The 26,392-nt window shown below is 52.7% G+C and carries 24 protein-coding genes and 1 other RNA gene; 7 read left to right on the top strand and 18 right to left on the bottom strand.

Going from position 1 to position 26,392, the window contains the following annotated elements:
- On the top strand, window positions 1–202 hold a 202-nt coding region (locus ACI48K_RS23935; RefSeq protein ID WP_475030154.1), incomplete at its 5' end, for a hypothetical protein.
- On the opposite strand, the gene ACI48K_RS23930 is transcribed toward ACI48K_RS23935, so the two are convergent.
- The 6 genes from ACI48K_RS23930 to ffs all read right to left on the bottom strand — a co-directional run bounded on the left by ACI48K_RS23930 (window position 183) and on the right by ffs (window position 4,112).
- Window positions 183–446 carry a pro-sigmaK processing inhibitor BofA family protein gene (locus ACI48K_RS23930; RefSeq protein WP_475030153.1) on the bottom strand — a complete coding sequence of 88 codons (264 nt, stop codon included), beginning with the start codon at window positions 444–446 and terminating at the stop codon, window positions 183–185. The genes ACI48K_RS23935 and ACI48K_RS23930 overlap by 20 nt on opposite strands.
- A gap of 30 nt (window positions 447–476) precedes the next feature.
- The gene (locus ACI48K_RS23925; protein ID WP_475030152.1) at window positions 477–752 is read right to left on the bottom strand and encodes a DUF2508 domain-containing protein; all 276 of its coding nucleotides are present in this window, start codon (window positions 750–752) and stop codon (window positions 477–479) included.
- Window positions 753–908: 156 nt separating this feature from the next.
- On the bottom strand, window positions 909–1,508 hold the full coding sequence (recR, locus tag ACI48K_RS23920) for a recombination mediator RecR (protein WP_475030151.1): 600 nt from the start codon (window positions 1,506–1,508) through the stop codon (window positions 909–911).
- 29 nt (window positions 1,509–1,537) lie between these two features.
- Window positions 1,538–1,849 carry a YbaB/EbfC family nucleoid-associated protein gene (locus tag ACI48K_RS23915; protein WP_475030150.1) on the bottom strand — a complete coding sequence of 104 codons (312 nt, stop codon included), beginning with the start codon at window positions 1,847–1,849 and terminating at the stop codon, window positions 1,538–1,540.
- 63 nt (window positions 1,850–1,912) lie between these two features.
- Window positions 1,913–3,679, bottom strand: coding sequence for a DNA polymerase III subunit gamma/tau (dnaX, locus tag ACI48K_RS23910; RefSeq protein WP_475030149.1), 1,767 nt, complete (start codon window positions 3,677–3,679; stop codon window positions 1,913–1,915).
- Window positions 3,680–3,845: 166 nt separating this feature from the next.
- Window positions 3,846–4,112, bottom strand: an RNA gene (gene ffs / locus ACI48K_RS23905) — signal recognition particle sRNA large type.
- A gap of 181 nt (window positions 4,113–4,293) precedes the next feature.
- Between ffs and ACI48K_RS23900 the strand changes: the two genes are divergently transcribed.
- The gene (locus tag ACI48K_RS23900) at window positions 4,294–5,547 is read left to right on the top strand and encodes a stalk domain-containing protein (RefSeq protein WP_475030148.1); all 1,254 of its coding nucleotides are present in this window, start codon (window positions 4,294–4,296) and stop codon (window positions 5,545–5,547) included.
- Between the two features lie 91 nt (window positions 5,548–5,638).
- On the opposite strand, the gene rpmE is transcribed toward ACI48K_RS23900, so the two are convergent.
- From rpmE to rpoE, 8 genes are all read right to left on the bottom strand, one after another.
- Complete coding sequence (rpmE, locus tag ACI48K_RS23895) at window positions 5,639–5,836, bottom strand: 50S ribosomal protein L31 (RefSeq protein ID WP_211024737.1); 198 nt, start codon at window positions 5,834–5,836, stop codon at window positions 5,639–5,641.
- Between the two features lie 100 nt (window positions 5,837–5,936).
- A complete protein-coding gene (locus tag ACI48K_RS23890) occupies window positions 5,937–7,223 on the bottom strand; it encodes a radical SAM family protein (RefSeq protein WP_475030147.1) in 1,287 nt (428 codons plus the stop codon).
- Between the two features lie 26 nt (window positions 7,224–7,249).
- Window positions 7,250–8,581 carry a transcription termination factor Rho gene (gene rho, locus ACI48K_RS23885; protein WP_475030146.1) on the bottom strand — a complete coding sequence of 444 codons (1,332 nt, stop codon included), beginning with the start codon at window positions 8,579–8,581 and terminating at the stop codon, window positions 7,250–7,252.
- Between the two features lie 144 nt (window positions 8,582–8,725).
- Window positions 8,726–9,979, bottom strand: a complete 1,254-nt coding sequence (locus ACI48K_RS23880; protein WP_475030145.1) for a UDP-N-acetylglucosamine 1-carboxyvinyltransferase — start codon at window positions 9,977–9,979, stop codon at window positions 8,726–8,728.
- A gap of 140 nt (window positions 9,980–10,119) precedes the next feature.
- Window positions 10,120–10,974, bottom strand: coding sequence for a class II fructose-1,6-bisphosphate aldolase (gene fba, locus ACI48K_RS23875; RefSeq protein ID WP_475030144.1), 855 nt, complete (start codon window positions 10,972–10,974; stop codon window positions 10,120–10,122).
- 231 nt (window positions 10,975–11,205) lie between these two features.
- On the bottom strand, window positions 11,206–11,580 hold the full coding sequence (locus ACI48K_RS23870; RefSeq protein ID WP_475030143.1) for a response regulator: 375 nt from the start codon (window positions 11,578–11,580) through the stop codon (window positions 11,206–11,208).
- A 345-nt stretch (window positions 11,581–11,925) separates the two neighbouring features.
- Complete coding sequence (locus tag ACI48K_RS23865) at window positions 11,926–13,527, bottom strand: CTP synthase (protein ID WP_475030142.1); 1,602 nt, start codon at window positions 13,525–13,527, stop codon at window positions 11,926–11,928.
- A gap of 300 nt (window positions 13,528–13,827) precedes the next feature.
- Window positions 13,828–14,400, bottom strand: a complete 573-nt coding sequence (gene rpoE / locus ACI48K_RS23860) for a DNA-directed RNA polymerase subunit delta (protein ID WP_475030141.1) — start codon at window positions 14,398–14,400, stop codon at window positions 13,828–13,830.
- Between the two features lie 452 nt (window positions 14,401–14,852).
- On the opposite strand from rpoE, the gene ACI48K_RS23855 reads away from it, so the two are divergent.
- A complete protein-coding gene (locus ACI48K_RS23855) occupies window positions 14,853–16,004 on the top strand; it encodes a S8 family peptidase (protein ID WP_475030140.1) in 1,152 nt (383 codons plus the stop codon).
- Window positions 16,005–16,124: 120 nt separating this feature from the next.
- Here ACI48K_RS23855 and argS read toward each other — a convergent pair whose 3' ends face one another.
- From argS to speE, 4 genes are all read right to left on the bottom strand, one after another.
- Entirely contained in the window at window positions 16,125–17,804 is a 1,680-nt protein-coding gene (gene argS / locus ACI48K_RS23850; RefSeq protein WP_475030139.1) for an arginine--tRNA ligase, read from the bottom strand.
- A gap of 3 nt (window positions 17,805–17,807) precedes the next feature.
- Complete coding sequence (locus ACI48K_RS23845; RefSeq protein ID WP_475030138.1) at window positions 17,808–18,227, bottom strand: YwiB family protein; 420 nt, start codon at window positions 18,225–18,227, stop codon at window positions 17,808–17,810.
- Between the two features lie 151 nt (window positions 18,228–18,378).
- Window positions 18,379–19,395 (bottom strand): hypothetical protein, encoded by a 1,017-nt coding sequence (locus ACI48K_RS23840; RefSeq protein WP_475030137.1) that lies wholly within the window; start codon window positions 19,393–19,395, stop codon window positions 18,379–18,381.
- A 19-nt stretch (window positions 19,396–19,414) separates the two neighbouring features.
- Entirely contained in the window at window positions 19,415–20,242 is an 828-nt protein-coding gene (gene speE / locus ACI48K_RS23835) for a polyamine aminopropyltransferase (protein ID WP_475030136.1), read from the bottom strand.
- Between the two features lie 208 nt (window positions 20,243–20,450).
- Here speE and ACI48K_RS23830 point away from each other — a divergent pair, with 208 nt between their 5' ends.
- The 4 genes from ACI48K_RS23830 to ACI48K_RS23815 all read left to right on the top strand — a co-directional run bounded on the left by ACI48K_RS23830 (window position 20,451) and on the right by ACI48K_RS23815 (window position 26,367).
- A complete protein-coding gene (locus tag ACI48K_RS23830) occupies window positions 20,451–22,520 on the top strand; it encodes a transglycosylase domain-containing protein (protein ID WP_475030135.1) in 2,070 nt (689 codons plus the stop codon).
- A gap of 67 nt (window positions 22,521–22,587) precedes the next feature.
- A complete protein-coding gene (locus ACI48K_RS23825) occupies window positions 22,588–23,271 on the top strand; it encodes a DNA-3-methyladenine glycosylase (protein WP_475030134.1) in 684 nt (227 codons plus the stop codon).
- Window positions 23,272–23,740: 469 nt separating this feature from the next.
- The gene (locus tag ACI48K_RS23820; protein WP_475030133.1) at window positions 23,741–24,121 is read left to right on the top strand and encodes an ArsR/SmtB family transcription factor; all 381 of its coding nucleotides are present in this window, start codon (window positions 23,741–23,743) and stop codon (window positions 24,119–24,121) included.
- Complete coding sequence (locus ACI48K_RS23815; RefSeq protein WP_475030155.1) at window positions 24,118–26,367, top strand: heavy metal translocating P-type ATPase; 2,250 nt, start codon at window positions 24,118–24,120, stop codon at window positions 26,365–26,367. The genes ACI48K_RS23820 and ACI48K_RS23815 overlap by 4 nt, the downstream gene beginning before the upstream one ends.
- Window positions 26,368–26,392 lie beyond the last annotated feature (25 nt).

Raw genomic sequence — 26,392 nt, 5'->3', positions numbered from 1 at the left:
AAAGATCAAACTTCGTTTTTTGTCTCCGCTTCGTTTCAGCAGCGACCTTTATAATATATCATGTGCGCCGTTCGATAGTCAAGCATTTTTTTCAAAGGCTTGTTCGCCAATCCTTATGAAAGCGCGTCCCATCGAAGAAGCGATTTATAATGTACCACAGAAAGCAAATCTCCGTCAACCATTCAAATTATGGTTAGCTTGAGGCCGAGCAATAAGGCTACTCCCGGCAGCCCCAGAACCAGAGCGGTGCTTATCGTTACCGGGTTCATCGGAATGTATGCTTCGGTGAACAGTCCGGAGAAATTCACGATATAGATGCCAAGCGCCGCAAATACGATGTGAACTCCTAAACGGGTGATCCAGGCGAAACCAAGCTTTTTCGAAAACAAGACATACAGCAGCAAGATCAAAGATACGATCAGTGTTCCGGTTAGCAATATCTTCATTCCTTCGCCACTCCCTTCTCCATCAATCGGTCAATAAAACGCTCCATGCTTAAACGCATCCCATACCAAGTCGGCTTGCTTGGCCGCCTTTAAGTGAATTTGATAACGCCGCTCCGCCGCCTCCAACGTATATATCGCCACATCTACCTCATCACGACCGACCGCCTGCTGAAAAGCCGCAGAAGCCTGTTCCCATTCCCCCAGCGCTTTGCGCACCTCTTGATAGAGCATCTTTTTGTGGTCCATCTCCTCTTTCGCTTTCAAAGCAGGCAAGTGATTTACAGCCCACACTTTTCCCAGTCTCATTACAGCTCGCCCCCCATCCGGTTTATTTCATGTGTATCGGGAAAGGGACAAACTTAGAACTTAGAACTCGCCGACAAAACAAAAAAGAGCCCTGCCCCCGAAACTCATTACGGGACAAGACTCTTTACGGTTTGCATCTGAACAAAGCATAAGCGGTCAATGAAGTTCGCGCCGGCCCTCCAGCGCCTTGGAAAGCGTCACTTCGTCCGCATACTCCAAATCGCCGCCGACCGGCAAGCCATGGGCAATCCGCGTCACACGAATATCAAACGGCTTGACCAGCCGGGAGATATACATCGCTGTCGCTTCGCCTTCAATATTCGGATTGGTCGCCAAAATCAGTTCTTTCACACGCTCGTCGCTAAGGCGAGTGACCAATTCTTTGAGACGGATATCGTCCGGGCCAAGGCCTTCCATCGGAGAAATGGCTCCCTGCAGCACATGGTAATAGCCATCAAACTCCTTTGTCCGTTCCATCGCCACCAAATCCTTGGACTCCTGCACCACGCAAATTACGGACGGATCCCGGGTCTTATCCTGACAAATCCGGCAGGGATCGGTATCCGTAATATTGCAGCAAACCGAGCAGTAATGGAGATTGCGCTTTACACTGACCAAGGCTTTGGCAAAATCGATCACATCGTCTTCCTTCATGCGCAGAACATGAAAAGCAAGCCGAGCGGCCGTTTTAGGCCCGATTCCGGGCAAATGGGTAAATGCGTCGATCAGTTTAGCGATCGGTTCGGGATAATACAATGGGGCGTTCTCCTTCGGTTAAGTATTCATTAAAACAGGCCGGGAATCTTCATTCCGCCCGTAAATTTACCCATGTCTTGGTTAGCAAGCTCTTCCGCTTTATTCAAAGCGTCGTTAACGGCCGTCAGAATCAGATCCTGCAGCATTTCCACGTCATCCGGATCGACAGCTTCCGGTTTAATATTCAAGGACATCACTTTTTTATGTCCGTTTACCTGCACAGTCACCACTCCGCCGCCAGCACTGCCTTCGATCATCTTGCCGCCGAGTTCCTCCTGGGCTTTCAGCATTTGCTCCTGCATTTTTTTCACTTGCTTCATCATTTGATTCATATTGTTCATATTATACGCATCTCCTTTTTTAGTCTTCATGGTTAATATTAAATTGCTTATTTGATAAAAAAGTTACTCCTTGATGACGACGAGATCGTCGCCAAACATTTGGAGCGCTTCATCTACCCAAGGTTCTTTGCTGCTTCCGCCCTCTTCCGGAGGAGGCTCCAGTTCGAAGGGTTCCTTCGGCGGCTCGGCCGCTCCTTCGATCGCCTCCGTCCAGTCTTTCAGCATCATGGTGACCAAACGATAAGGAGCGCCAAGCAGACGTTCCAGTACCTGTTCAATCACCTGCTTGTTGGCCGGCTTCTCCGTCGTTTCGCGGTGAATATCGTTCTTAAAGGCAACCAGAACGGAATCCTCCAGAGCCGATACCGGCTCCCCGTTCATGAACCAGGCATGGATGGTAACCTTCTCATCTTTAACGGCTTGCAGAATCTGGTTCCATTTATTCTGAACAGCGGTAAGCTCCTGGCTGCTACGCTGTGCCACATAACGGTCCAAGCCCGAAGGCAGCTTTGCGGTGGAAGAAACCCGCGGCGCGGGACTTCGGCCCGGCGAGCGACCATTCGAAGCAGCCGCTGCTGTCGTACTGCCGCCGGCAGCGGCCAGCCCACCTTGCAACGCACGCTCCAGCTTATTTTCAAGTTCGGCGACTTGGCGTTTGAGCTGCTTCACTTCCGCGTCGGAAGCGGCCGATGGCGCCGTACCGCCAGTTTGAGACACGGCTCCTTGTACCGCCGGAGCTTCCTCCCTAGGCACACTGCACAGCTTAAGCAGCGCTACCTCAAACAGCGTTTGCGGCTGTGCTGCGTATTTCATTTCCGTCTGGTAGTGATTTAACGTTTCAATCATTCCGAACAGCTGCGACCGCGAGAACTTTTCGGCGATTTCCCCGAAATCCTCAGGATCAAGCACACGTTCCGTCAGCTTGTCCGCTTTCGGAACCATTTTGATCATCAGTAAATCGCGGAAATAGTAGAGCAGGTTCTCCATGCACTTGTCGGCGCTTTTGCCTTCCTGCATAAAGGTGTCGATCAACTGCAGCATCCCGCCCACATCGCCGTCCAGCAGCGTTTGGGCTAGCTCGGCGAACTTCCGTGAAGGAATGCCTCCCGTCATGTCCAGCACTTGCTGATACGAAACCTTCCCTTCCGAGAACGAAGAGATCTGATCCAAGATGCTAAGCGCATCCCGCATCCCTCCGTCAGACAATCGGGCGATATACTGAATGGCTTCCTCTTCGGCTTCGATGCCTTCCTTCTCGCATATCGCCTTCAAAAGCTCGCTCTGCTCCTCCAGCGAAACCCGGCGAAAATCAAACCGCTGGCACCGGGAGATCACCGTAGCCGGCAGCCGGTGCGGCTCTGTCGTGGCGAGAATAAACATGACATGCGGCGGCGGTTCCTCCAGCGTTTTGAGCAGCGCATTAAAAGCTTCCGTCGTCAGCATATGAACTTCATCGATAATATAAACTTTCTGCCGCACTTCCGTCGGGGCATATTTCACTTTCTCGCGCAGATCGCGAATTTCTTCGACTCCCCGGTTGGAAGCGGCGTCAATTTCAAGTACGTCCATCACCGCGCCCGCGGTAATCCGCCGGCACGCATCGCACTCGTTGCACGGTTCCACGGCAGGACCTTTTTCGCAGTTTACGGCTTTGGCCAAAATTTTGGCGGCACTCGTCTTCCCGGTTCCCCGCGGCCCGCTAAACAGATACGCATGGGCCAGTCGCTGTTCGCGAATCGCATTTTGCAGCGTGCGGATGATATGCTGTTGCCCAACCATGTCTTGAAACGACTGCGGCCGCCAAGCACGGTACAGCGCAATATGCTCCATATGCGGCACCTCTTTCTATCCTTAGGCGACAAACGTCGCTTCCTTATTATACTATACTCGGGTGGAGAGCAAAACTTCTATTCATATCGCCCCGAAAATCCCCTGAAAACGGCACAAAAAAACACCCTTGCCCAAGGACAAAGATGTATCTTCTCCAAACGTTATACCGTGCACCTGTTATTGATCGTTGCGATCCGAGCGGCACCTTTAAAGCGCAACTCGGGACAGGCTACCCTCCGGCACAAGAGTGGAACTGCTTATGGCTGCTTCCTTCCGGACCTGACCAGGTTCACAGGCACTCCTTGCGGAGGACCCGTCCGTCAACGTCTGCCGTAAAGACCGGCCTCACATCGACAAGACCTCTAACAGGAATTCAACCTCGCTACAGCGGATTGCGAGTTACAGGGCACCGCTACCTCCCCATCTAGCACGGCGAAACTAAGTATATCTCATGCCTGTACAAAATGCAACCTGAAGGCAGAACTTGGCTGAAAGCGCTCTTTGGAATCTATCAAAACTGTAAAGGCGGTCTCAATCTGGATTATACTGGAAACTTGATATTTTACTAGAATGCTATAGACTTAGATAGAGATATAGTTGAGAGGATGAGCTTGATGAAGAGAATGGGAAAACTTGCGCTGACCGCGGTCCTCGCCACAGGCTTATTGACGGGGTTGGCACCGCACCGGACGGAAGCGGCATCTTCGATCCGGATTTTGCTGGACGGCTATCCTTTGTCCTTCCCGGCCGAACCGACGGTGGTTCAGGGAACGACGATGGTTCCGTTCCGGGTCATTTCCGAAGCGCTTGGCGTCAATGTTACATGGAACCCGGCTTCCAAAACCATATCCGCCATAAAAGGCACGGGAGCGGAAGCGGTTCGGGTTGAGTTGACGCTTAACAGTAAAAAAGCAAAGGTTAATCAGTCCAGCGTCAATTTGGCGGTGGCGCCGATGTCCGTTCAAGGAAACACGCTGATTCCGCTGAGCTTTTTCAGCCAGCAGTTCGGCGCGGGGGTTGGCTGGAATCAGCAAACCAAAACCGTTTCCATCGCTTCTCCGCAAAAAAGAATGTACACGCTGGGTTTTTATGCAATCTCTTCTTTTTCCGACGTATCTTCCATCCCCAGCCTGGACGCCGTCTCCTTCGGATGGAGCCGCATTGACGAAAACGGTAAATTTACCCTGACGGGAAAAGACTTCCGTATGCCTGAGCCTGCCGGGGACACAACGCCGGAGAGCTTAGTTGCGGATGCCTCCGACGCCCGGACAACCCCGTATCTGATGGTGTATTCCGGGGACACCAAAGGGGAACTGACCAAGATTTTAGACAATGCCGAATTACGCCAGCAAGCGATATCGGATATGGTTAAAACGGCTACGGACACGAATTTTCAAGGGATTATGCTTGATTTCGAAGGCCTTGGCCTGACGACGGACAAGACGGCGACGCGCAGCTCTTTTACCGCATTCGTCAAGCAGCTTTCCGCCGAAACCAAATCCGCCGGCATGAAGCTGTCGCTCGCGCTTCATCCGCTGAATTCGTCCTATCAGGGCTATGATTACACAGCGCTTGGCGGTATCGCGGACGAACTGATCATCATGGCCTACGATTACCAAACATCCGGCAGCGCCGGACCCGAACCGGCCGCCAAAGTCGACGAAGCCATTCGGCTTGCGCTTCAGGCGACAAGCAAAACCAAGCTGGTACTGGGGCTCAACCTGGACAGCGAGAATGCCCAATCCGTCATCACTTTGACCGGCCTCGCCAAACGATACGACCTGAAGGGTATCGCTCTGTGGCGGCTTGGCCTCATCGGCAGCGATGAATGGACCAGCCTCCGCAAAAGTGTGGAGTTCAAGAAATAATTTCATAATTTCTTCAAACAGAAAAAATCCCCCGCTTTCGAAGCGGGGGATTTTGCATGTATTCGAGTTGTTGCACTGCGGGTAGATCGCCTTAGATGCCGTATTTCTTTTTGAACTTGTCCACACGACCACCGGCATCCAGGAATTTCTGTTTACCCGTGAAGAATGGATGGCAGTTGGAGCAAATTTCAACGCGCAGATCTTGTTTTACGGAACCTGTTTCAAAGGTGTTCCCGCAAGCGCAAGTCACTGTAGTTACGTGATATTTCGGTTGAATAGCTTCTTTCATCACTTTCACCTCTTTCCGCCCTGAGCCTCAATCGTGCACAGAGTTATAATGACACGTAGAACATTATAGCATGGCTCTTATCAAGGTGCAATTGGATGTTTTACGGAAGTTTGGGCGCCTCGACTCGTTTTTTTACCCGGGCCAATTCCGCCGGAGGAACATGGGTGTACGACCCGATAACCACATCCGGCAGTTCTTCCTGAAAAATCTCAATCGCCTGCTTCATCCCCAAAATATCTCCCTGTGCCTTCGGAATCAGCTCCAGATAGCTTTCGGGATCAATGTTCAGGTTGCGCAGTTGAATCATCCGCAGCTTCGTGCGGCGAGCAAGCTCAATCATCGCCTCGATCTCTTCCTCACGGTCGGTAACCCCAGGGAAAATCAGATAATTGATGGAAGTATACACGCCCTGTTCGGAAGCGTAGCGAAGCGATTTCTCGACATTGGCAAGCGTATAGCCGCGTGGCCGATAGTACGCGTTATAATGATCGTCCAGCGCGCTGATCGTGCTGACCCGCATCAGGTCCAGACCCGCGTCAACGATGCCGCGGATATGATCGGACAAGCCCGCATTCGTATTGATATTAATATAACCCATATCCGTCTGGCGCCGAACTTCGCGAATCGATTCGATGATCAGTTTGGCTTGGGTGGAAGGTTCCCCTTCGCAGCCTTGACCGAAGCTGATGATCGACTCCGGTGTCTTCAAATGCTCCAGCATGATCTCCACCAATTCTTCCACGCGCGGGCGGAAGTTCATCCGGGTCTGCGGCGAGACGAAACCGCTGTCGTCGGGCTGTTCCGAAATGCAGCCGAAGCAGCCGGCATTGCAAGAATAGGAAACCGGGACCGCGCCCTCCCAACGGTTTAAGAACGTATTCGACGCCGTCAGGCACTCGTAACCCAGCGCGCAATTCGAGAGATGATCATACAGCCGGTTTTCCGGGTATTTGGATTTGTAGGATTTGACCTGATTTTTTAATTCCAGGGGATCGCAGTTCAGCGGGTTCCACTTCTCGGGATCGTCCGACATGCGGGCGGTCACGTAGAACTGGCCGTCCTTCCACACTACGGCCGAGTAGCCGAATAAAGGAAGCTTATAGTCTTTGTCCGTCTTCACGTAGCCGGGCAGGCAAAGCCGGGTAAACCCTTGAGGCAGCAAAGCGCCTACCGCCTGCACATCTCCGGGTAACGGAATCATTTCGCCCGTTTCGGGATCCATCCCGATCGGACGCGTACACGGCAGACCTACCAAGGTAGCTCCTTGCGGCAGGGGAATCAGCTCATCCTCCATGATTTCCACGATCATATCGGCGCTGCGCGCCAAACCGTACAATGACGGATGGTCGTAAACTTGTCCTTGCTGATCTGCATATACTAAATTCATGATGTTCTCCTCACTTCAGCCTGCGATTAAGAGCCTGATCCTGAGCCCGAAGAAGTTGTCACAGTCCGGGTCGTACGGCGGGTACCGCCGCTCCCGTTGCCGGCAGTCGAATTTCCGGCCGCGTCAAAAGAAGCCAGAAACTCGGCATTAGTCTTGCTGTCCCGCAGTTTCTTCAGGAAACCTTCGACGAAATCGTAGGAATCGTTCATATTTTTGCGAATGGTCCAGATGGTATCCAATTCTTCTTTCGTAAGCAGCACTTCTTCGCGTCTCGTCCCCGAGCGGCGAATATCGATGGCCGGGAAGATGCGGCGCTCGGCCAGTTTACGGTCAAGATGCAGCTCCATATTCCCGGTACCTTTAAATTCTTCATAAATAATATCATCCATACGCGATCCCGTATCCACCAAAGCGGTTGCCAAAATCGTCAGGCTGCCGCCCTCCTCCACGTTCCGGGCCGAGCCGAAAAACCGTTTCGGACGATGGAACGCCGCAGGATCAATCCCCCCGCTGAGCGTCCGGCCGGATGGCGGAACGACCAGGTTATAAGCCCGGGCCAAACGGGTAATGCTGTCCAGCAAAATCACAACATCCTTCTTGTGTTCCACTAAACGCAAAGCGCGCTGCAGCACCAATTCCGCAACCTTGATATGGTTCTCCGGAAGTTCATCAAAGGTGGACGCGATCACTTCGCCCTTGACCGAACGCTGCATATCCGTCACTTCTTCGGGTCGTTCGTCGATCAATAGTACGAATAATTCGATTTCGGGATTGTTGGTGGAAATGCTGTTGGCGATTTCTTTGAGCAGCAGCGTTTTCCCCGCCTTGGGGGGCGCTACGATCAAACCGCGTTGTCCGAGTCCGACTGGGGCAAGTACATCCATAATGCGGGTGGATAAATGATTGGGGGATGTTTCAAGCACGAGCTTTGTCTGCGGATATAGTGGAGTAAGTGCCGGAAAGTGGAGACGTTCCGCGGCCACGGCCGGATTCTCTCCGTTGACGGCGTTGACCTGAAGAAGACCGAAATATCTTTCGTTCTCTTTCGGCGTCCGGCACTTCCCGGAAACCAGATCCCCGGTTCTAAGGTCGAATTTGCGAATTTGCGAAGCCGAGATATAAATATCCTCTGCGCTTGGCAAATAGTTGATCGGCCTCAGGAAGCCGTACCCCTCAGGTAAAATTTCCAGTACGCCTTCCATAAACATAAGTCCGCTTTGTTCGGCCTGAGCTCTTAAAATGGCAAAAATCAATTCTTTCTTTTTTAACTGGCCGTAGTAAGGAATTTGATATTGCTTCGCAAGCTTATACAGCTCGGTCAGCTTCATCCCTTCCAAATCGGCGATTTGAAGATCCATAAAATAACCACCTATTCAATTTTTATCTTCCGTTTGCTATAAAGCCATAAAATATGAGTATGGGTCTATGAAGTGAAACATGATTAATAGACTTACTGATATAGTATTACCCTTTTTTGGGCCGCTTATGCGAGCGACAGCGGATTATTCCGCTTGCCGCCACACATCTGCGCCGAGCGCGCGAAGGTTGGGAACAAGATTGTCGTAACCACGGTCAATCAGCTCAACCCCCGACACTTCCGTAATCCCGCTATCCACTGTCAGACCGGCAACCACCAGCGCGGCGCCTGCCCGCAAATCGGCCGCTTTTACTTTGGCGGCGTTCAGCTTGCTGCCTTCAATAATCGCGGAGCGTCCCTCAACGCGAATCTTGGCGCCCATGCGTACCAGTTCCGGAACATGCTTGAATCGGTTGCTGTATACGAAGTCGCTCAGTACGCTTACGCCTTCGGCTTGCGACAGCAAGCTGGTCATCGGAGATTGAATATCCGTCGGGAAACCGGGGTAGACTAATGCTTTGACATCGACATGTCCGTAATTCGTCCGGCCGACGACGCGGATGCTCTCATCGAGCTCTTCTACGCCGACGCCCATTTCAATAAGTTTGGCCGTAAGAGCTTCCAAATGCTTAGGGATCACTCCATCGATAATTACGTCGCCCCGCGTTGCAGCCGCCGCGATCATGTAAGTTCCCGCCTGAATGCGGTCAGGGATAATCGAGTGGCGGCAGCCTTTCAGTTCATTGACGCCTTCGATCCGGATCGTTTCCGTGCCCGCGCCTTTAATCACTGCGCCCATCGAATTTAATAGTGTAGCAACATCTATAATTTCAGGCTCTTTGGCCGCATTTTCGATAATCGTTAGCCCTTTGGCGCGTGTTGCCGCCAGCATAATGTTGATCGTTGCCCCCACGCTGCTGACATCGAGATAAATCTTCGCGCCGCGGAGCTCTTTGGCATGCAAATGAATAGAACCATGTTCATTGGTAACAGTAGCGCCTAGCGCTTCAAAACCCTTAATATGTTGATCGATAGGCCGAGGTTCAAAATTGCATCCACCCGGAAGACCGATCGTCGCCTCTTTGAAACGTCCCAATAATGCACCCATCATATAATAGGAAGCCCGAAGTTTCTTCACCGGGCCGTTTGGCATCGGAATAGATTTAATATTGGAAGGATCGATGCTCATCCAGCTGCCTTCCCGCAAAACTCGAGCACCCAGTTCCTCCAAAATTTCCGAGTAGACCGCAACATCACTCAAAAGCGGCAAATTGTCGAGCACCACTTCGGATTCTGCCAGGATCGCCGCCGGAATCAACGCAATCGCGCTGTTTTTGGCGCCGCTGATTGACACGCTGCCGCGCAGCGGGCGTCCGCCGCTGATCATTAATTTCTCCATAAGCTTAAGGGTCCCCCTACTTATTTTGCGTCGAAAAAGAGATTTGCCGCCAAATATAGCGGTGAAAATGGAAAGACACCGGCTAGCGGTGTGCTTTCCAAATCACGCTATTCAGCTATACAGCCGATAAATCCAGACAATTAGGCTTTGTTGTTGGAGCCGAATTCGCGGATTTTGCCGATAACGGTTTGTTTGATCGCTTCACGGCCTGGTGCGATAAAAGTACGAGGATCATAAGCTTCCGGTTTAGCGGCAAGCACTTCACGGACAACTTTCGAGAACTCGATTTGATTTTCGGTGTTGACGTTGATTTTGGAAGTACCCAAGGAAATGGATTTCTTGATGTCATGGGTAGGAATGCCTGTCCCGCCATGAAGAACGAGCGGAAGCTTAACGGCATCGCGGATTTCTTCCATTTCTTTGAAACCAAGATTCGGTTCGCCATGGTAAGGGCCATGTACGGAACCAAGAGCAGGAGCCAAAGCGTCTACGCCGGCTTCTTTGACGATGCGAACGCAATCTTCCAGTTTCGCGTAGATGATGCCGCCAACCGTGTCGTCTTCTTGTCCGCCAACGGTGCCGACTTCGGCTTCAACGGAAACGCCTTTGGAGTGAGCGTATTCTACAACTTTTTTGGACATAGCTACATTCTCATCGATCGGATGATGGGAACCGTCGATCATAACGGAAGTAAAACCTGCGTCGATCGCTTCTTTACATTTCTCGAAGCTGGAGCCATGGTCAAGGTGGATCGCAACAGGAACGGTGATTTTCAAGTCATGCATGAGACCTTCCACCATTTTAACGATAGTGTAGAAACCGCTCATGTGACGAGCTGCGCCCTCGGATACGCCGAGAATGACCGGGGATTTTTCTTCTTCCGCAGCGGAAAGAATGGCTTGAGTCCATTCCAGGTTGTTGATGTTGTATTGACCCACTGCATATTTACCTTCAAGTGCTTTACTCAACATGTCTGTCATAGATACTAATGGCATGTTTTCAATCCTCCTAAGCTGATAGGGTTTATCTGTATTAATTGCCGACATTCACACTTGTTTATTATACCACAACCGGGCAAAAATACTATTCATGCTTTCCCTCCGGATTGTGAACGGGATGTGTTTGATTTTGGGAAAAGCGGGCATTCTCACTGCGCAAAAATAAAAGCCCGCCCGAGAAATCTCGAACAGGCTGGAGAACCCCTTCAGGGCCCCTCATCGTAAGAATTAACGGACTGCGCCTTTCAACTGCATATTGACCGCCATGCGCATTTCGTCAATGTCAAACGGCTTGGTGAAATGCATCAAAGCACCAAGCTCGGTGGCTTCTTTAATCATATCCAGTTCACCGTAGGCCGTCATCATAATGACCTTGATCGCAGGGTTGGCGTCCTTAATGTGCTTGAGGATTTCAAGTCCGTCCATTCCCGGAATCTTCATGTCCAAAAGCACCAAATCCGGCGAATCGCTGCGGACGATTTCCAATGCCATCTTGCCGTTCGCCGCTTGGAACGTCTTATACCCCTCGCTGCTGAACACTTCCATCAATAAAATGCGGATTCCGTTCTGATCGTCGACAATTAACACTTTCTTTTCTTCCACTGAACAAACCTCCTACGCGTCCACCCTTGAATTCCGGTTAAATCTAATAATTCGCCCCCAATTAGGAAATCCCTTCTAAACTGGAAAAAAGAGACTCGAAATTTCGTCAGGGTTCGGAAAGCCGCCGGAAACCGTCGTTTGAGACATGTTTGCATGGAAGAAAAAGAAATAATAGGAGCCATACGGCAAGAGTGTGAAATGTTCCGGAAGAAACGGTAGCGGTCGCCTTCGTGAGCGGATTTCTACAATATCTGAATTCATTAAATCAAAGAAATCCGGGAACAACAGCGATCGGAGGAACATTTCACACGGCTGCCTTTTAGGCGTTATCATTCGATTAACAAATTAAGACAAGTGCGTAATCGATGCTTTTACGAATTCGCGGAACAGCGGCTGCGGACGGTTAGGACGGGACGTGAATTCCGGATGGAATTGCACCGCCAGGAACCAAGGATGATCCGGAAGCTCGATGATTTCCACGAGGCGGCCATCCGGCGAGGTGCCGGATATGCGCATACCCACCGCTTCAATCGTTTCGCGATAAACATTATTGAACTCATAGCGATGACGGTGTCTTTCGTACACCAGCTCATCGTCATAGCACTGCATGGCGAGCGATCCCGGGATCAATTTGCACGGGTACAAACCAAGACGCATCGTGCCGCCCAAATCCTCGATATCCTTCTGCTCCGGCAGGAGGTCGATCACCGGATATTCGGTCGAAGGATTGATTTCCGAGCTGTTCGCGCCCTGCAGTCCCGCCAGAGAACGGGCATATTCGATCACCGCTACCTGCATGCCGAGGCAAATACCGAAGAACGGTACCTTGTTCTCTCTCGCATAACGGATCGTCGTGATTTTGCCCTCGATCCCCCGGTCTCCGAAGCCGCCCGGCACGAGAATGCCGCCGACGCCTTTCAGGAGTTCATCCACGTTGTCGTGCGTAACATCCTCCGCGTTCACCCAACGGATCTTCACTTCGGCGTTTGCGTCAAAGCCGGCATGGGACAAGGCTTCCACTACGCTCAGATAAGCATCGTGCAGCGCCACATATTTGCCGACAATGGCGATCTCAACCGTTTTCTCCAGCTTTTTGATCCGTGAAACCAGGCCTTCCCACTCCCGCAAATCAGGAGCCGGCGTCGTCAGTTTAAGGTGGTTCACCACGATTTCATCGAGTCCTTCTTCACGCAGGTTAAGCGGTACTTCGTACAAAGTGTCGGCATCCCGGCACTCTACGACCGCGCTGGCGTCAATATCGCAGAACAAAGCGATCTTGGCTTTCATGTCGTCCGACAGTTCATGCTCCGTACGGCAGACGATCACGTTCGGCTGAATCCCGATGCTTCGAAGCTCTTTGACGCTATGCTGCGTCGGTTTGGTTTTTACTTCGCCGGCAGCTTTGATATATGGAATAAGCGTAACATGGATGTACATTACGTTCTCGCGGCCTATATCGCTTTTGATTTGGCGAATCGCTTCAAGGAACGGCAGGCTTTCGATATCTCCAACCGTGCCTCCGATTTCCGTAATGACCACGTCCGAACCCGCCTCGCGGCCGGCCCGGAACACACGCTCTTTGATTTCGTTCGTAATGTGCGGAATGACCTGAACCGTACCGCCCAGATATTCCCCGCGGCGTTCTTTTCCAATCACAGATGAATAGATTTTTCCGGTGGTTACGTTGCTGTTTTTAGACAAGTTAATATCGATAAAACGTTCGTAGTGCCCTAAATCAAGATCCGTCTCAGCTCCATCGTCCGTTACGAAAACTTCCCCGTGCTGATAAGGGCTCATCGTCCCCGGATCGACGTTGATGTAAGGATCGAATTTCTGGATCGTTACCTTTAATCCTCTGTTCTTAAGCAGCCTGCCGAGCGATGCGGCCGTAATCCCCTTGCCGAGTGAGGAAACGACACCGCCTGTCACGAAAATATATTTTGCCACAGTCCAAAAACCCCCTAAAGTAGTACATCTTCAGAAAACCCAGATTCCAGAAATTCAGGCGACTTAGATCTTTAGCGTAACCCATTGACCGGTAAATCATAGCCAAAATGGCCTAAAAAAACAAAAAAGTGACACCCGAATAGGTCGGGGCACTTTTTAAAATTCATATTTTATAGGTTTGAATCATAAGCCCATGCAATAGTTTACCCGTTACCCTAGCCTCTGTCAAGTCAAGATCAGGGGTAATTCCAGGATAATTGAAAGCCCGGAAGCAATGCTTCCGGGCGAATGAAAATCGGCTTAGAGATCGTCGTCCTCTTCTTCAAACTCTTCTTCCTCTTCCGACTCTTCCTCTTCGGACAACTCTTCGTCCTCTTCATCCAGTTCTTCGTCTTCCAGAAGAGATTCATCTTCCACTTCATCGACGTCATCGTCGTCGTCTTCCGGGAACAACTCGTCTTCAGAATCCTCATCCATGGAATCGAAGTCCTCATCGTCGTCGGAAGCGTAGTTGTCTTCCTCTTCCGTGAAGTCGTCTTCTTCCAAATCGTCATCGTCGTCGTTGATAATCCGCGGACGTTTGGCGTTGCCAAGCGGATCTTCGGAACGTTCAACCGGATACCAGCGTTTCAGGCCCCACAGGTTGGTACCAACGCAGGCAAAACGGCCGTCGATATTGATTTCCGTATACAATTGTGCGATCGCTTCGTTAATTTCTTCCTCGGACATGCCGCGGACTTTGGCTACCTCGTTCATCAGATCACGGTAGTAATACGGTGTATTGGCCGCTTTCAAAATCATAAAAGCTAAGTCGACCATCGGTATTTCGTGAACCTTCTCCGGGTCGATTTTCAAATTGAGCGGGGTACTCACGTTACGGACACTTCCTCTCACGCAATGTTCAACTATCAAGCAAAGACAGAACCAATCTATGATTGATTATCTTCACTAACATATCCATATCACACCTAAGTAAAACCTATTTGGAACCAAATTGCAAGTTTTAAAAATACATCGAAGCGGTGCCCGGATTCGTCCATGGGAAAGAGACGGGAACCCCGGGTTCACCGCCTCTTGACTGTACCCTCCCCCAATGGGACCTCGGGTCTCCATTAGGATGGTGAAGGCGTTTTAAAGCCTTCCCTTCATCCTATGTCCAGATTTCCGCTTTGACACGTGAGGGAAGTGCCTATCTTCGATATTCCTCCGGATGATTGCCTAAGCTCGGATGCCCATTTCCGCAAAACAGGGCCGCTTCCCCATTCCAGGGTTAGGGCGTTGTCATAATATACTGCAACACGTTTCGTCAGGAGGGGCTACTCATAATGGACTACTCCGGATTCCTGAAGTTTTTGAACAATCACTTGGATACCTCCGGAAAAGGCGGACGGTACATCATCCGCTTTCCGCACCCGGCCCAATACACCGAATGTGTCCGGCAGCTCCTTAAGCTGAAAAGCCGGTACTCGGCATTACGGCGGGTACGCACTTCTTCCCTGCTTCAGGTTCTGATCTGTCCCCTTGGTTTTCGTGGAGAAGCAGCCTGCTCCCATTACGGCCTCCGCCTGGAGGAGGATACAAAAATCAGCGTTCACGCGCTCGACCCCGCCGGGAAAGGGCAAAATTCCGGAATCCCTTGGGGTGTCAGGCGAATCGGGGCGCCGGAAGCCTGGTCCGTATCCACAGGATACCGGGTTCGCATCGGCGTTATCGACACAGGCGTGGATTACAACCACCCCGATCTGCGCCATTCTCTGGCTCGGGGAATCAATTTGCTCAACCGGGTCAGTCTGCCGTATGACGACAACGGCCACGGTACCCACATCGCCGGCACCATCGCCGCTGCGGGCGGCTCACAGGGCATGATGGGCGTGGCGCCGCGCTCCCTGATATATCCCGTGAAAGCCTTTGACCACAACGGCTCCGCCTATGTCTCGGATATCATTCTTGGCATCGACTGGTGCGTCCGCAATCAGATGAACATCGTCAACATGAGTTTCGGGATGAAAACGAACAGTCCGTCCCTGGAAAATATCATCCGCAAAGCCCACGCTGCGGGGACTGTCGTCGTCGCTTCCTCCGGCAATGACAAAAAGAGCCGGAGCGTCGATTATCCGGCCCGTTATCCTCAGACGATCTCTGTCGGAGCCACCGGGAAAGACGGCCGCATCGCTTCGTTCAGCAATCACGGCTCCTTGATCGATATTTATGCGCCCGGCGAAAAAATAACCTCCTCCTGGATCGGTGGGGGATATCGCGAAATGAACGGCACCTCTATGGCTACTTCCCATGTCAGCGGGACCATCGCTCTGCTGCTTGCCGAATACCCCGACCTGAAGCCGGGCGAGATCAAACGGCGGCTGCGCCGGACCGCTCGTCCGCTCGCCGGAACTACGGCTACGAGAACCAAAGCCAGCGCGGGTGAAGTGAACGCCGCGCGACTGATGCGGACAAAGCCGGCCCGCCGGACGACGTAACGAAGAAGTGGGGATTTAGAGATAACGCACCATTTGGGGGACATTAAAAATAAACGCCTTTTTCCGCCGGGTTTGACGGAAAAAGGCGATTTCAACTTTTATGGCTGAAAGGCTCCGGCGTTACATCTTCTCCGGTGCAGAAACGCCGATGAGTGCCAGAACGTTGGTCAAAGCCGTGCGGACTGCGCCAAGCAGCACAAGCCGGGCCGCCGTTTGTTCGGCATCCTCCGTAATAACGCGTTCCGCGCGATAATAGCTGTGAAACAAGGAAGACAGCTCATACACGTACCGGACCAGACGATGCGGCGCAAAGTTGTCCGCAGCCGTTCCGATCTCCTCAGGCAGCTCACCGAGTTTGAGCAGGATGTCGAATTCGTGTTCCGCCGTCAGCTTTGTTAAATCGACGTTTTCCGGCGATGGAACGGCGATGCCTTGCTCTTCCGCCTGGCGGAAAATGCTGCAAATCCGGGCATGCGCATATTGCACATAATAAACCGGGTTTTCATTTGAAGTCGAAATGGCCAAATCCATATCGAAATCCAGATGCGAGTCCATGCTGCGCATCGTAAAGAAATAGCGGATGGCGTCGACGCCGACTTCATCCATCAGATCGACCATCGTCACGGCCTTGCCGGTCCGTTTGGACATCTTCACCTTTTCCCCGTCCTGGAACAGGCTGACCATTTGCGCGATCAGCACCGTCAGCTTCTCGGGATCTTTGCCGATCGCCTGCATGGCGGCCTTCACCCGCGGAATGTAGCCGTGGTGGTCGGCGCCCCAAATGTTGATCATGCGGTCGAAGCCGCGGTCGTATTTATTCCGGTGGTAAGCGATATCCGGCGTCAAATAAGTATAGGTCCCGTCATTTTTGACAAGCACGCGGTCTTTGTCGTCCCCGTATTCCGTCGTCCGCAGCCAAGTGGCTCCGTCCTGCTCATAGGTTTGTCCTTTGGAGCGCAGCTCCGCAAGCGACGCCTCGACTTGACCGTCCTCATACAGAGAGGTCTCGCTGAACCATACGTCAAAACCGACCCGGAAACGCCCAAGATCGCGCTGAATTTTCGCAAGCTCTTTCTCAAGACCGTATTTGCGCAAGAAAGCGGCCCGCTCGTCCGGCGATTGCTTCAAAAGCGCGTCACCCCGTTCGGCGACAAGCTCTTTGGCGAAACCTTTGATGTCCTCGCCGTGGTAGCCGTCTTCCGGCATCTCCGCGTCTTGTCCCAGCTCCTGCAAGTACCTCGCTTCGATGGATTTGCTCAAGTTGACGACTTGATTTCCGGCATCGTTGATGTAATATTCGCGGGTCACGTCATATCCGGCAAAATCGAGCACATTGCACAGGGCATCCCCTACCGCTGCGCCGCGGGCGTGTCCCAAATGCAAGCTGCCCGTCGGATTGGCGCTGACGAATTCGACCTGAACCTTTTGCCCTTGACCGCTGTTCACCCGGCCGTAGTCCTTGCCTTGGCGGTGAACCTGCAAAAGGACGGGATACAAGTATCCTTTGCCGAGCGTAAAGTTGATGAAGCCCGGTCCGGCAATTTCGGCTTTTTCAATCCCGGCCTTGGCGTAATCCAAATGGCTGAGAATCTCCTCGGCGACTTGGCGAGGGTTTTTCTTCGCGATCCGTGTCAGCTGCATGGCCGCGTTGGTCGCAAAATCGCCATGCGCCTTATCCTTTGGCACTTCCAGAACGATGGCCGGAATTTCCGCGCGCTCCGCGAGACCCGCCGCGACGATCGATTCAAGAACCGCCTCTTTTAATTGCAGATTCATTTGCTCCAGTGGATTGTGTGTCATTGTTCAAACTTCCTCCCGTATATGTAAACTGATGTCGAAATGTCCCGATAGTTCATCGTAAATATATAAGTCATATTCCCAGTCCACCCGGCCGAGCGCTCCGTCAAGCCGCGATTCCAGTCGTCCGGTGTCCGTGGACAGATTGAACTTCGTATAGGTGGAGCGGTAAAATCCCGGCAATCGTCGTCCGGCCCGAAAGGTCTGCTCCGATTCCACATCCCCGTGGCGCATAATTTTAAGCTCGCTGCCGGATATTTTGACCATCGCTCGGGTGATCCCGCCGGTTGGTCCTTTCTCAGGCTCCTCGTACCGGATATACACGGTATCGCCCTTGACCGCGGCTTCGCATTTTATGGATTGGACCGTTTCTTCCCCGCCTTGTCGGCTCGTCAGCACGATCATCACCTGGTTCATCTCCGGCATGCCGTCTATCTCCATTCTATCTTACATGGTTTCTTACTGTACTACTATATCCAGTTCGCCCCCGTAATTCAATATGCACGGCCCGGCATGCACTCAAAAACGCCGCCATCCCATGCGGATTAAGCGGCGTTACAGAAGGTTAAGTTATATTTTATAGCGGCTGGCTTAAAGCAACGTATTTGACGATTTCGTCCGCAATATATAAATGAAACCGATAGTAATCTCCAACTTTATAGCTCCATCTGGTGCTTAGCTTGAATGCTTCCGGCCCCAGTTTTGCGTCGGCTTCGCTTGCCGGAACACCTGCCTTGATTCCATCCTTCGTTTGATGAGACGGATCGGTGAATACGATCATTTGGTTCAGCTCCAGCACGCCGTCTTTAAACTTGCGGACCTGTTTAACCGTTCCCCCGTCATTATCATAATAAGGCTTGCTCCAGACAAGATCATCCGGCTTGGATTGCTCAAGCCGCTTCTCCCACCCGGCGAAATCCAGGCCGTCCACGAGAGTCTTTTTATCGTCAACCGCCTTGGTATCCTGGCTTCCCATTTGAACCTGCTCGACCCGCGATTGCTCCAGGAATCCGTCCAAAACGGCCAGTTCGGCATTCTCTTTGAACAACCCTTGCATCAGCAGCATGACCTGTTCATCCGCATAATACGCCTGGTTGTTCCACCGAAATGTGTTGTCCTCCATACCGTACGGCAGATCGAAACCGGAGTCTTGAAGTGTAAAATGCAGCACTGCGGCCGGTTTGACGGCCTCCGGCTCGGACGCTGCCAACGCCGTGCTCGTATCAGTTCCTCCAAGGCTTTGAAACAACACGAACAACCGATTCGCGGGAATTTCCTTTTTTGTGCCGTTCCATTCGGCGGAAACCGATTTGACCTCGGTCTCTCGGAAAGGCAAACGATCCAGCAAATAAGGCGAATTGGCTAAATCCCCCGCCGAATCGGGGCCCGGCTCGTTTCCTGATAAAGCCCCCTGCGTCTCTTCTTGCACGCCTGCCGCCTGATTTTGACTATCCGTCTTGGTGCCCGAACCGGGGTCACCCTTGTCCTTGTCCGAGGAAGATAAGTCGAAGCCGTTGAGGGTCCATGCTATCAAAAGCACGCCTATAATCAGAATCAATCCCGACGTCGGGTTGATGGTTGGTCTGGTTTTCATCCGAATCACCGCCCTTGTCTTACTTCACGAGATCCTCCACGAATTTGGGCAGCGCGAAGGCCGCCTTATGCAAACGGGGAGTATAATACTTTGTCTGCATTTCCGGCAGCTCCGTCTCGTCGACCTGCAGAGGATCATACATTTTGCTGCCCATCGTAAACGTCCACAAGCCGCTTGGATACGTCGGAATATTCGCTCCGTACACGCGCACGATCGGGAAAATTTCCTTGACGTCCTTGTTCACTTTGCGAATGAGATCGGCCTTGAACCAGGGATTGTCCGTTTGCGCGACAAATATGCCGTCGTCCTTGAGAGCTTCGTATATGCCCTGATAAAAACCGCGCTCAAACAGCGGCGCAGCCGGCCCTACCGGTTCGGTGGAATCCACCATGATGACGTCGTATTTGTTTTTACTTTCAATAATATGCATGTAGCCGTCGTTCACCTGAACCTCAACCCGAGGGTTACCCAGCTCTCCGGCGATTTCCGGCAAAAACTTCTTCGAATATTCGATTACCTTGCCGTCGATTTCGACAAGTATGGCTTTCTCGACCTCGGGGTGCTTGATCACTTCGCGGATCACCCCGCCGTCGCCTCCTCCGACAACCAGCACATGCCTGGGGCTCGGGTGCGTATTCAGCGCAGGATGAGTCATCATTTCATGATACACGAATTCGTCCTTGACAGTCGTCATCACCATACCATCCAGCACTAGCATCCGGCCGAATTGTTCCGTATCGATCATCGCAAGATCCTGAAATTCCGTTTTCTCCGTTACCAAGGTCTCCCGGATCTTAGCCGTAATGCCAAAGACGGGCGTCTGCTTCTCCGTAAACCACAACTCCACCCTTCAGCCCTTCTTTCCGCCAGATTTGTGTTTAGCGCTATATTATTGTACCAAACAAACGGGATTATATGAAAAGAACCGTTCTTCATGCGTCTCTTCAAGCAATTTGAGCAATTTATCGTGAATGTTCCCTTCTAAACTTTCCCATACTGAAAAGTATGATGACCCGGGTAACATCCTTGTCCGGAAAGAAAGGAGGTCCTCTCTATTGCAAAGACTCGTTCGCAGTGATAGAAACGGCAGCAAAAGCAAACGGCACAGGCTCACGCGGTTGTTTAAGCTTGCGGCATCCGCCTTAGTCCTAGGGATATGCGCAGCCGGCATTCTGCTCTTCTATTTATACCGGGCGGATCTCCCCGTGGCCGATTCCGACCGAAACTCACGGCTGATCGATCTGAAAGGAGATACGATCGCGGTATTCTCGGGTGAAGAACGAAACCGGGAGAACGTCCCATTGGACTCCATTTCTCCCTGGCTGGTCAAAGCGACTTTGGCTACGGAAGATCGGCAGTTCTATGAGCATTTCGGCTTCGACCTCAAAGGCATGGCAAGGGCCATGCTCGTCAACATCAAAGAGATGGGAACCGTGCAGGGCGCAAGCACCCTGACTCAGCAGCTTGCCCGAAACCTTTACCTGACTCATGAACGCACCTGGTCCCGAAAAATCAAAGAAGCGATATACACGGCGCAGCTCGAAATGAAATACAGCAAATCGGACATTCTCCGCATGTATTTAAATGAAATTTACTATGGGCACGGAGCTTACGGCATTGAAGCCGCATCGCAAATGTACTTCGGAAAACACGCCAAGGACCTCGATCTGGCGGAAAGCGCAATGCTGGCCGGCGTGCCGAAAGGCCCGACCTATTATTCTCCCTTCAACTATATGAAAAACGCCAAGGACCGTCAGCGGACCGTTTTGGGAGCGCTCGTCGCCACGGGAGACATCAGCCAAGCCCAGGCAGACCGGGCGTATGGTGAAATGCTCTCTTTTCAATCGCCCAAACAGCGGACGACCGTCGATAAAGCACCTTATTTCCGTGATTATGTGCGCAGCATCGTCGTCAATAATTTAGGCTTCGACGAAAGTCTGCTGGATCACGGCGGGCTGAATATCTTTACCACGCTTGACCCCGATGCCCAGCAGGCGGCGGAACAAGCTGTCGCTTCCGAGCTCGGCGGAACCTCGGGGCTGGAAACCGCCCTGATCTCCATCGACCCCCGGAACGGGTACATTAAAGCGCTGGTGGGCGGCGCCAACTACTTGCAAAGCCAGTATAACCACGTGTTTGCCACAACCCGGCAGCCGGGATCCAGCTTCAAGCCGATCATGTATTTAACGGCGCTGGCTTCGGAGAAAATGACCAGCGCAAGCAAATTCAGCAGCCAACCGACTCTGTTCCATTACGATGACAACCGGAAGACATACAGCCCCAAGAATTTCGGGGACAAGTATTTGGGTGATATCGATATGGGTCAGGCCATCGCCGCTTCGGACAATATCTACGCCGTCAACACGATGATGACGGTCGGCCCCGAACAGGTGATCGACATGGGGCGGAAAATGGGCATCACCAGCCCGCTTCAGGCAGTCCCGTCCCTGGCGCTCGGCACCTCGCCGGTGAGCCCGTTCGAGATGGCAACGGCTTTTGCGGTCATCAGCAACCAGGGACGCAGCGTCAATCCGATCGCGGTGCTGAAGATTACCGATGACGAAGGACATGTTCTCTACCAGGCCGATACACCGAAGCCGGAGCAAATCGTGGAGCCGGCAGCGGCTTATGTGCTGACACATCTAATGGAGAGCGTTTTTGAAAGCGGCGGTACCGGAAACCGCGTTTCGGGCGAGATCAAGCGCCCGGTCGCCGGCAAAACGGGCACGACCAGCACGGATGCGTGGCTGGTTGGCTTTACGCCGGAGTTGTCCACCGCCGTTTGGGTCGGGTATGACAAGGGAAAGACGCTCGGCACAGTGGAATCGCGCAAAGCCGCGCCGATCTTCGCCAAGTATACCGAGCAGGCGTTGTCAAAGGTACCGCCGAAGATTTTTCCGATCCCCGACGGTGTGGTCAGCGTCTACATCGATCCCGAGACCGGCAAGCTGGCCACTGCCGATTGCCCGGAAAAGAAGCTTGAGGTGTTCATCCAGGGGACAGAACCCAAGGAATTCTGCTCGGAGCATGGAAAGAACGACGGCGCGGCCGAACCGATCCCGGTCAAGGAAAAACCGGAGAGCCACTCCTGGTGGGCCGATCTGAAGCGCTGGTGGATGGACTAAACCCGGGATTGTTTTGTAACATAAGGGAAACGCACGAACCAAATGAAGGCGAAGGAGACTGGCCCTTATGTTGAATCATCCGATCCCGGGAACGGGAAACGGTATGGAAAACCAAGCCGCGTTACCCCGGGCTTGGTTTGGAGTTTCGGCGCTGAAGGCGGGCCCCCTTTTGCTGGGGCAAACGCTCGTCCGCAAGACGGAGGACGGCGATATCCGCTGCCGTATTGTCGAGACGGAGAGCTACGGCGGGATCGCCGACAAAGGCAGCCATGCCTACGGCGGGCGCAGAACCGCCCGGACGGAAGTAATGTTCGCCGAGGGCGGCGCCGCCTATGTTTACTTGATTTACGGCATGTATCACTGCCTTAATGTGGTGACCGGCGGCGCCGGAGACCCTCAGGCGGTGCTGATACGGGCCGTGGAGCCGCTAACTGCGGACGATGAAGCGCTGATGCGCAGGCACCGCAGCACCGCAGCACGGCGTCCTGCCGATTTGTCCGGCGGCCCCGGCAAGCTGTGCCGGGCGCTCGGAATCGACAAATCGCTGAACGGACAGCCGCTGACCTTGGCGGGCGGGCCGCTTTGGATTGAAGCGGGTGCTGCGGAAGCGCGCGATAGCGTCATCATGCAAGCCCCGCGGGTGAACATCGACTATTCGGAAGAGTATGCCGCCAAGCCGTGGAGATTTTATTTTCGGGATAACCGCTATGTGTCTGTCATTGATCCGAATGCGCAGGTTTGGACAGGATAATATGAAAATCGATGTTGAGTATTTATTGAGGCGCTGCGAGGCGTCTTCTTTTTTTGCGAACATTCAAACGATCGTTTGAATAAAATACGAAAAGGCGATATACTACATTCAAACAATCAAATGAATATTTGAATGATTTACGTTCAATCTTTGGCTCAATTTATATAGCATAAATCTTGGCTCCATACCGAAATCGGTGCTTGACAAGAAGATGCAGCGAACGTCAGTCTTCTAACGAATCGAAATGCCGTTATTTTAGCGAAATCATGCGCTTGAGAAATGTAACGGATCCCACAGCCCTTATTGGGTCCGAAAACACGCATTTGGTGCTGTTTTGGGACGAATAAGGATTCCTGGGTTCGTTAGACGAAATAGGAAGACGCTTCCTCTTCGATCAGCCCCGTCAAGCACTGATTTCTGGGTTGAGCATGAGTTTTCAATTAAATCCTTACGACAGGAGACGGTCCGTATGGCTACAAACCCGCTACCGCAGGATGATTTCTGCGAACAATTTTGTACGAACCCCGTTAAGACGGATGAACTGCGAAAAAAACTGAATGAAACCGAGATTGTCGGCATGGCGCAGATTTTCAAAGCTTTGTCCGACCCGAACCGGGTTAAAATCGTCTATCTCCTTCAGGACGGCGAAGAGCTGTGCGTATGCGACATTGCTGCCATTTTGGACAGCTCCGTCGCAACCGCGTCGCATCATCTGCGTCAGCTCAAGCTGATGAATATCGCCAAGTCGCGTAAAGAGGGAAAAAACGTGCTCTATTCCTTAAGCGACCATCACATTCAGGCTCTGGTCAAGATGACCCGGGAGCACCAAAGAGAGTGGGCATTGGTATGAACAATGCCGGATTAGGTTTGGAAGATCGTGTCGAATATCAAGTTCAAGGCCTCTCCTGTCCCAATTGCACGCGCGAAATGCAGGAAGAAATTCAAAAGCTCGAACACGGCAAAGACGCCTCTCTGATGTACAACAGCAGCCGTCTGCTGATCCATCCGCAAGTGGATCTCGCTCTTGTCGAGCGCATTCTGAGCAAGGACGGGGCTGCATTGATCCGGCCGGAGCATGCCAGGGAGGCGAACGATTCTACGGATGAAAGTTCGGCTGTACCCGAACTGAGCCCCGCGAAAGAAGAAGCAAGCGAGGACAAGACGGGGCTGCATTGGTCCGAATTCTGGCCGCTTGGTCTTTCCATCCTGCTTTACGCCGCCGCTTTGGCGCTGAACGGCTCTATTCCGCTGTTCGTGTTGATCCCGGTCTATTTCATTTCTCTGGTGATCAGCGGCTACCCTACGTTCATTAAAGGTTTCCGGAATCTGCTTCGTCTGAAATTCAACATGGATTCACTGATGACCGTTGCCATTACGGGCGCCGTTCTGATCGGGCAATGGGAAGAAGCCACTTTGGTTGCGATTTTGTTCGGATTTAACGAGCTGCTCGAAGGCTACGGCATGGGCCGGGCCAGAAAGTCGCTCAAGGCGCTGCTGGACGCCGCTCCGAAGCAGGCGACGCTCATCCGCGGGGGCGAAGAGGTTACCGTACCGATCGCCAAGCTTCAAAGCGGGGATATCGTCGCCGTTCGCGCCGGAGAACGTATTCCTTCGGACGGAACGGTCCTTGAAGGACACAGCGCCGTTGATGAGGCGGCCATCACGGGAGAGTCCATTCCTGTACCGAAGAGCCCGGGAACTCCCGTCTTTGGCGGCAGCATCAATGCGGAAGGATTGCTAATGATCACGATTGCGAAGCCTTACGAGGATTCGTCGTTGGCCAAAATCATGCACCTAGTCCGCGAGGCCCAGGATACGAAGACGCCTACCGAGCTTTTTATCGATAAGTTTGCGCGAGTATATACGCCAGCCATCATGATTCTGGCCGCGCTGATTATGCTCATTCCCCCTCTCCTGATGGGAGAGCCTTGGATGAAGTGGGTCTATGAAGGTTTGGCGATTTTGATCGTCGGTTGCCCTTGCGCCCTGGTGCTCTCTTCGCCGATCGCGCTGGTAAGCGGGATGACCCGCAGCGCCCGCAGCGGCGTGCTTGTGAAAGGCGGCATGCATCTGGAACAGCTCGGCAAAATCGACGCGATCGCGTTCGATAAAACCGGCACCCTAACCAAAGGGCGTCCTGCAGTCGTCCGAGAAATCGTCTATGATCCGCTGCGCTTTCATAAGGCCGCAGCCGCTTTGGAGAGCGGCTCGCTGCACCCGCTGGCCGCCGCGATCATGCGCCATGTCGCTGAAAACGCCGCACCGGCGGGTCCTATTCCCGGCATAGTTTCCCCTGCTTCCGACAATGATGCCTCCCAAACGGACGGACTGCCGAAGCCAAACCAGTTAACCACGTATCCCGGCTTGGGACTCAGCGCCGATTTGGGCGGAATCCGTTACTTTGTCGGCAGCGAGGAAATGCTGGAGAAGGTCTATTTGACCGCAACTGCTCGTGAAAAGATTGCGGGTGACCTCGAACGCTTAAAAGCGGAAGGCCTGACGGTTGTGCTCGCCGCAGACAGCAACAGCGTGCTTGGCCTGTTCGGCCTCGCCGACGAGTTGCGCCCGGAAAGCCCGGACGTGATCGCCCAGCTGCATCGGGCCGGGATCAAGCATACCGTTATGCTGACGGGAGATCATGAACGGGCCGCCCGTCCCGTTGCGGCAAAAAGCGGAGTCACCGATTGGTTCGCCGGCCTGCTGCCGGAGCAGAAAGTTGAACGGATCAAAGAACTATCCGGACGCTGGAACGTCGCCATGGTCGGCGACGGCATCAATGATGCTCCAGCCCTGGCGGCTTCCCGCCTGGGCATCGCGATGGGCAAAGGGACCGATAGTGCCATCGAGACCGCGGATATTGTTTTGATGCAGGATCATCTTGGGCAGCTCCCCGGAGCCATCCGGGTTGCACGGCTGACCAGCCGGGTCATTTCCTGGAATATCGGTATTTCCCTGACGCTTAAGCTGATTGCTCTACTGCTGACGATTCCCGGATATTTGACGCTTTGGATCGCCGTCCTGTCCGATATGGGAGCGACCATAATCGTGACTCTGCTAGGACTCACGGTGCTTTTGGGAAAAGCGAAACAACCCTAATCCGATGCCTTCATAAGCCCCGCTG

It is taken from the genome of Paenibacillus terrisolis (assembly GCF_056171975.1).
Note: the sequence above shows the minus strand (reverse complement) of the source record. Positions and strands in the feature narration are given on the sequence as shown.